We start from the raw sequence: 7183 nt of genomic DNA on the forward strand, positions 1-7183 counted from the left end.
GCCGCGAACTCCTCGCTCCTAAAACTCGCTCCGTCGTGGTCGCTGATGGCGGCACGTCCGGCACCTGACATACACACCCCGGATAGGTGAGACCCGCGGCATGCGCTTCGACGACTCGGACGCGAGACGGGCCGCGAACTCCTCGCTCCTAAGACTCGCTCCGCTGTGGTCACCGGGGATACCCAGCTGCGGGTTGATCGCAGGCTGGGCCATCTCGGTCAGCCGCGCCCGACGATGAGACTTTCGCCGTTCGGGCTCACGTTGACAGCGACGGTGTCGCCGTCGGTAACCTCGCCCGCGAGCAGCTCCTTGGCGAGGGTATCGCCGATGGCCTGCTGGATCAGCCTGCGTAGCGGGCGGGCGCCGTAGACCGGGTCGTAGCCGCGCACGGCGAGCCAGAACCGGGCCGAATCGCTGACGTCCAGCTTCAGCCTGCGCTGCGACAGCCGCTTCTGCAGCTGGTCGAGCTGGATATCGACGATGGATTCCAGCTGCTCCTCGTCGAGGGCGTGGAACATGACCACATCGTCGAGGCGGTTCAGGAACTCCGGTTTGAAGGCCGAGCGCACCGCGTTCATGACGAACTCCGGATCGCCACCCGCACCCAGATTCGAGGTCAGGATGAGGATGGTGTTGCGGAAGTCGACGGTGCGGCCCTGGCCATCGGTCAGGCGGCCCTCGTCGAGTACGGCGAGCAGAATGTCGAAGACATCGGGATGCGCCTTCTCGATCTCGTCGAAGAGCACGACGGTGTAGGGCCGACGCCGGACCGCCTCGGTCAGCTGACCGCCCTGGTCGTAACCGACATAGCCGGGCGGGGCGCCGACGAGCCGGGCGACCGAGTGCTTCTCGCTGTACTCGCTCATATCGATGCGGACCATGGCGCGTTCGTCGTCGAACAGGAAGTCCGCCAACGCCTTTGCCAGTTCAGTCTTACCGACACCGGTCGGGCCGACGAACATGAACGAACCCGTCGGCCGGTTCGGATCCGCGACACCGGCGCGCGCCCGCCGCACCGCATCGGAAACCGCCTGCACCGCCTCGGTCTGGCCGACGACGCGCTTGCCCAGCTCCTGCTCCATTCGCAGCAGCTTCTGGGTTTCGCCCTCCATCATCCGGCCGACCGGAATACCGGTCCAGGACGAGACCACCTCGGCGATATCGTCGGGGCCGACCTCCTCCTTGAGCATCACTTCGCCGTCAGCGGCTTTGGCGGAAGCCTTTTCGGCCTCGGCAAGCTGCTTCTCCAGCGCCGGTATGCGCCCGTAGCGCAGTTCCGCGGCCTTGCCCAGATCACCGTCGCGCTCGGCGCGTTCGGATTCACCGCGCAGGGATTCCAATTCCTCCTTGAGGACGCGCACCTGGTCGATGGCGCTCTTCTCGTTCTGCCAGCGGGTCATCAGCTGGTTGAGCTTCTCGCGGTCGTCGGCGAGTTCCTGGCGCAACTTGTCCAGGCGCTGCTTGGACGCCGCGTCGGTCTCCTTCTCCAGCGCGACCTCTTCGATCTCCAGCCTGCGCACCGCACGCTCGACCTCGTCGATTTCCACTGGGCGCGAGTCGATTTCCATCCGCAGCCGCGACGCCGACTCGTCGACCAGGTCGATCGCCTTGTCCGGTAGGAACCGGGAGGTGATGTAGCGGTCGCTGAGCGTGGCGGCGGCGACCAGTGCGGAGTCGGTGATGCGCACACCGTGGTGCACCTCGTAGCGATCCTTGATGCCGCGCAGGATGCCGATGGTGTCCTCCACCGACGGCTCGCCGACCAGCACCTGCTGGAAGCGGCGCTCCAGGGCGGCGTCCTTCTCGATGAACTTGCGGTATTCCTCCAGCGTGGTAGCGCCGACCAGGCGCAGCTCACCGCGGGCCAGCATCGGCTTGATCATATTTCCCGCATCCATCGCCGATTCGCCGGTCGCGCCCGCGCCGACAATGGTGTGCAGCTCGTCGATGAACGTGATGATCTGTCCCGCACTGCTTTTGATCTCTTCGAGTACGGCCTTGAGCCGCTCCTCGAATTCACCGCGATACTTCGCGCCTGCCACCATCGCGCCGAGGTCGAGCGAGACGACGGACTTGCCGCGCAACGATTCCGGCACGTCACCGGCCACGATGCGCTGGGCAAGGCCCTCGACGATCGCGGTCTTGCCGACGCCCGGTTCACCGATCAGCACCGGGTTGTTCTTGGTGCGACGGCTCAAAACCTGTACGACACGGCGGATTTCGGTATCGCGCCCGATGACCGGATCGAGCTTGCCCGCACGGGCCGCCGCGGTGAGATCGGTCGAATACTTCTCCAGCGCCTGGTAGCTGCCCTCCGGATCGGCACTGGTGACCCGCGCGCTGCCGCGTACGGTGGTGAATGCCTCGCGCAGCGCATCGGGGGTCGCGCCGTACTTCTTCAGCAGCATGGTCACATCCGAATCGCCCTCGGCCAGGCCGACCATGACGTGTTCGGTGGAGACGTATTCGTCGCCGAGTTCGGTGGCCAGGCGCTGGGCGGCGGTGATCGCGGCCAGTGCCTCGCGGCCGAGTTGGGGTGTGGTGGTCGCACCGGTCGCTCGCGGCAGTTTGTCCACGATGTCCTGCGCCTCGCGTCGAATGGTCGCCGGATCTACCGCGACAGCCTTGAGCAAAGGGGCGGCGATGCCATCGGTTTGATCCAGCAACGCCACCAGCAAGTGCGCCGGACGAATCTCCGGATTGCCCGCGGCCGAGGCGGCCTGCAGGGCGGCGGTCAGGGCCGCCTGGGTCTTGGTGGTGGGATTGAACGAGTCCACAAGTCACCTTCCTACTAGTCGATTCGCACTATCCAACGTCCGAAAGGTTGAGTCTGTTCCACTCAACTTTGATTTCTCGAGCGGACCGCTCGACACAGGAACAGACTCAATTCGAACGCTACGCCGCGACACCGCCGAATGGCATCAATCGCCGGGTCTACGGCACCGCGATGCCTACGATGGCCTTGGCCGTTGGTTGATGCATCAAATCCAGCCCGACTCGAGGAGCGATGGATGCGCGCGATCGTGGTACGAAGCTTCGGAGCAACACCCGAACTGGCCGAAATGCCGACCCCCGAACCCGGCGCGGGTGCGGTCAGAATCCAGGTCGAGGCGGCCGGTGTCAACCCCTTCGACCAGAAGATGGCAGGCGGCATTCTGGATGGCAAGCTGCCGCACGATTTCCCGATTATCCTCGGCGTCGACGGTGCGGGCACGGTGACCTCGGTCGGCCCCGGCGTCACCAAATTCGGCGTCGGTGACCGCGTCGTCGGCAAATTCCTGGTGCCGCCCGCGGGGCACGGCAGCTTCGCGGAGTACTCGGTACTGCCCGAGGACGCCACCCTGGTCCCGATCCCGGACCGGGTGCCGACCGTCGCGGCGGCCGCCCTGCCGACCGCGGGCGTCACGGCGCAGGACATCGTGGACGCCACCAAGATCGAACCGGACCAGAAGGTATTGATCGTCGGCGCCACCGGCGGCGTCGGCTCCTTCCTGGTGCAACTGGCGAATATCGCCGGAGCGCACGTCATCGCGACGGCGCGCGGGGCGGTCGCCGATCAGATGACCAGGCTCGGCGCCGCCGAGACCATCGATTACACCCGGGGGCCGGTGGCCGAACAGGTCGCCGCCGCGCATCCCGACGGCGTCGACGCACTGTTCGATCTGGTGAGTCCACCCGAGGTGCTGACCGAACTGACCGCGCTGGTCCGCGACGGCGGCACCGTCTACTCCACCATCTGGTCCGCCGATCCGGAAGCACTGCGCGATCGCGGCATCAGAGGCGGAAATATCGAATCCTCCGGGCGCGGACCGGAACTGACCCGCCTGCTCGATCGGGTCGCCGCAGGCGATGTGGTCGTGCCGATCGACGCGACCGTCCCGCTGGACCGGGGCCCCTCGGTCATCGGGGCGACGGGGGCGCGGGGCAAAACCGTGCTTGCCATGTGAGGCCAGGTGAGCCGCAAAAAGGGCTCACGCCCACCCGAATTCGGCCTCTTCCTGATTCCGGAGGCCGACAACTACCAGCAGCTCACCGAGCTGACGACATATGCCGAAAGCGCCGGACTCGACCTGATCGGCGTCCAGGACCACCCCTACCAGCGACGCTTCCTCGACACCTGGACCCTGATCACCGGCTTGGCCATGCGGACCGAGCGACTCACCTTCTTCCCCGACGTGGCCAACCTGCCACTGCGCAATCCGGCGGTACTCGCGAAATCCGTTGCCTCCCTCGACATCATGACCGGCGGCCGGATCCATCTCGGACTCGGCGCTGGCGCGTTCTGGGCCGCCATCGCCGCCATGGGCGGTTACCACCTGAGCGCGGGTCAATCGGTCCAGGCGCTGGCCGAGGGCATCGCGGTCATCCGAGCCATGTGGAGCGACGAACGTTCGGTCCGGGTGCCCGGCACCTACCACCTGCTCGCCGGTGCCCACCCCGGACCGCAGCCGCAGCACGATCCAGGCATCTGGCTCGGCGCGAAGGGACCGCGCATGCTCGCCCTGACCGGACAGCGCGCCGACGGCTGGCTGCCCTCGGCGGCCTGGGCCCCGCCCGAATTCCTGACCGAGGCGGGCAAGCGCATCGACGATGCCGCCGACGCGGCGCACCGCGATCCGCGCGCCATCCGCCGGGTCTACAACCTGTCGGGCACCATCACCGCCGACGGTACCGACTACGGCTTTCTGGAGGGCCCGCCCGAGCGCTGGGTGGACGATTTATCCACACTGCATCGTGACCAGCGCATCGACGGCTTCATCTTCTGGCCGACCGAGGGCGACCCCGTCGACCAGGTACATCGCTACGCCGAATTGGTCGCGCCCGCGGTACGCGCGAACGTCGCGAGTTGACCCGGCGGTAACCCGGAGCGAGCGAGGTCGCGATATCCTGCATATCCGGCCCAGAGCAGCCCCGATTTGCCCACGGATTACCCGTGAGCGCGGGCGTGATCGGCCATACCCACACGACCATGTGATTTTCAGGGATACTTGTCGGCGGAGGACCGCCGGTAACGGATATGTCCCTGGGCAGATTTTGAGGGAAAGGAAGCTCCACGTCGTGGATGCGCGTTCGGCAGCGCTGGTCCGCGCCAACTTCCGAGCGGTGATCGAGTCACCGAACGGACCCGAGCGGTTGATCAGTGCGTTTTATGGTCACCTGTTTGCGGAGAAGCCGCAGCTGCGGGAATTGTTCCCGCCCGCGCTGGAGATGCAGGCGAAGCGGGTGGTGACCGCCATCCATTACGTGCTCGACAATCTCGAGGACTGGGGGCGGGCGCAGCGGTTCCTGGAACAGTTGGCGCGCGATCACCGCAAGTACGGTGTCATCGCCGCGCACTACGACATCGCGGGGCGGGCGCTGCTGGCCGCCTTCCGGGTCTTCAACGGTCCGATGTGGAATCGCGCGCTCGAGGAGGGCTGGCGCGATATCACCATCCTTATCTCCGCCTCCATGGCCATCGGCGCCAATTCCGACAAATCGCAGCCGTACTGGGATGCGACCGTGGTCGGCCATCGCCGGGTGCTCGAGGACTTGGCGATCGTGCGGCTGCAGACCGACAGCCCGATTCCGTATCAGGCCGGGCAGTACGTGCCGATCTCGCTGCCCCAGCGCCCCAAGATGTGGCGCTACCTCTCGCCCGCGATTCCGGCGAATCCCTACGGCGAGATCGAATTCCACGTGCGCAAGATCCGCGGCGGTTGGGTGAGCCCGGCCATCGTCAACGAGACCAGGGTCGGCGATCGGTGGATGATCGCGGGTCCGCTCGGCGGTCTGCACATCGATCGCGACAGCGGCCGTGACGTGCTGCTGATCGGTGCGGGCACGGGCATCGCCCCGCTGCGCGCGCAGCTGATCGAGATGGGTCAGCGCGGCATCAATCCGCGCGTGCACTTCTTCATCGGCGGCCGCTACCCCTGCGATCTGTACGACGTGGAGAATATGTGGCAGCTCTCGCAGAGCAATCCGTGGCTCACCGTGGTCCCGGTCTGCGAGCAGAAGACCAACCCGTGGTGGTATCCGCATCCACCGCAGGACGAGCCGTACGGCATGCACCGCCGCCTGATCGGAAATCTGGGCGCGGTCGTCGCCAGCTTCGGTTCATGGTCCGACCGGCAGATCCAGATCGCCGGTTCGGCCCGCATGATCGCCGACACCCGCCGCGCCCTGATGGCGGTGGGCACCCCCGAGTCGGTAATCAGCTCAGATCCCGTGTGAGAGAAGTAATGACAATTGATCCGAGCCCGCACGGCAATGGTGCGGCGCCCGAATGGAAGTCGACCGTCGTCGGTCATCACCGGCTGCGCCACGACATCGCGGTTATCCGTCTGATCGGTGAGTACGTCCCGTTTCTCGCGGGTCAGTCGGTCGAGGTCCGGGTGCCGCAGCATCCGGGGATGCGCCGTCGGCTCTCCCCCGCGCTGCCGCCGTCGCTGGACGGCAAGCTGGAATTCCACGTGCGCACGGTGCCGGGCGGCTGGTGCAGCGGCAGTATCGTCGCCGACACCCAACCGGGCGACGAATGGCAGATCAGCTCTCCCCTCGGCACTCTCGCCGTCGATCCGTACGGCGACGAGGTGGTGATGATCGCGGGCGGCACCGGGCTGGCCCCGATGCGCTCCCAGATTCTCGACCTCGCCCGGCACGAGGATCCGCCGCCCACCTACCTGTTCGTGGGCGGCCGCTCCCCGCGCGACCTGTACGCCGATGACATGCTGTTCCTGCTTGCGAACGAATTGCCTTGGCTCACGGTGATTCCCGTGATCGAGGGCCCGGAGGATCCGGGCTGGGTCGACGAATGGTACGAGCAGTCGCGCGTGGATATCGGCTTCCCGCTCGACGATATGCTGTTCGGCACGCTCGCCGATGTCGTCGGTTCACACGGCGCATTCGACCACCATCAGGTGCTGGTCTGCGGTTCACCCAATATGGTCCGCGTGACTCTGGATCGCCTTGTCGAGACCGGAACCCCTGCTTCGGCAATACAATTCGAGGGACTCTAACCAGCCAGACCAGACCACAACGGAGCGAGTCTTACGAGCGACGTTCGCCAGGGGCCGCGAACACGCGGCGCCGCGATCAGACAGAGCCCGCGAACCCGCCGCACCGAAGGCGCGGCAATCAACGCCACAGCACGCGGCACCCGATCAGGGGCTGTTCAAGCACTGATCCCCCCGTCTGGAGC

The 7183-nt window shown here is 66.4% G+C and carries 5 protein-coding genes; 4 read left to right on the forward strand and 1 reads right to left on the reverse strand.

Going from position 1 to position 7183, the window contains the following annotated elements:
• Positions 1-218: 218 nt before the first annotated feature.
• Positions 219-2777, reverse strand: a complete 2559-nt coding sequence (clpB, locus tag NP3_RS29175) for an ATP-dependent chaperone ClpB (RefSeq protein WP_063044814.1) — start codon at positions 2775-2777, stop codon at positions 219-221.
• A gap of 234 nt (positions 2778-3011) precedes the next feature.
• Between clpB and NP3_RS29180 the strand changes: the two genes are divergently transcribed.
• The 4 genes from NP3_RS29180 to NP3_RS29195 all read left to right on the forward strand — a co-directional run bounded on the left by NP3_RS29180 (position 3012) and on the right by NP3_RS29195 (position 7001).
• Complete coding sequence (locus tag NP3_RS29180; protein ID WP_063044815.1) at positions 3012-3947, forward strand: NADP-dependent oxidoreductase; 936 nt, start codon at positions 3012-3014, stop codon at positions 3945-3947.
• A gap of 6 nt (positions 3948-3953) precedes the next feature.
• Positions 3954-4850, forward strand: coding sequence for an LLM class flavin-dependent oxidoreductase (locus NP3_RS29185; RefSeq protein ID WP_063044816.1), 897 nt, complete (start codon positions 3954-3956; stop codon positions 4848-4850).
• A gap of 208 nt (positions 4851-5058) precedes the next feature.
• Positions 5059-6216, forward strand: a complete 1158-nt coding sequence (locus tag NP3_RS29190) for an FAD-binding oxidoreductase (RefSeq protein ID WP_063044817.1) — start codon at positions 5059-5061, stop codon at positions 6214-6216.
• An 8-nt stretch (positions 6217-6224) separates the two neighbouring features.
• Positions 6225-7001, forward strand: a complete 777-nt coding sequence (locus NP3_RS29195) for an FAD-binding oxidoreductase (protein WP_063044818.1) — start codon at positions 6225-6227, stop codon at positions 6999-7001.
• Positions 7002-7183 lie beyond the last annotated feature (182 nt).

Origin of the sequence: Nocardia pseudovaccinii NBRC 100343, assembly GCF_001613225.1 — a bacterium.
Lineage (GTDB): Bacteria > Actinomycetota > Actinomycetes > Mycobacteriales > Mycobacteriaceae > Nocardia > Nocardia pseudovaccinii.

Excerpts from the sequence above, each read along its gene's own strand:
- NP3_RS29195 (WP_063044818.1), top strand. The coding sequence starts at position 6,225 with ATGACAATTGATCCGAGCCCGCACGGCAATGGTGCGGCGCCCGAATGG.
- NP3_RS29180 (WP_063044815.1), top strand. The coding sequence starts at position 3,012 with ATGCGCGCGATCGTGGTACGAAGCTTCGGAGCAACACCCGAACTGGCC.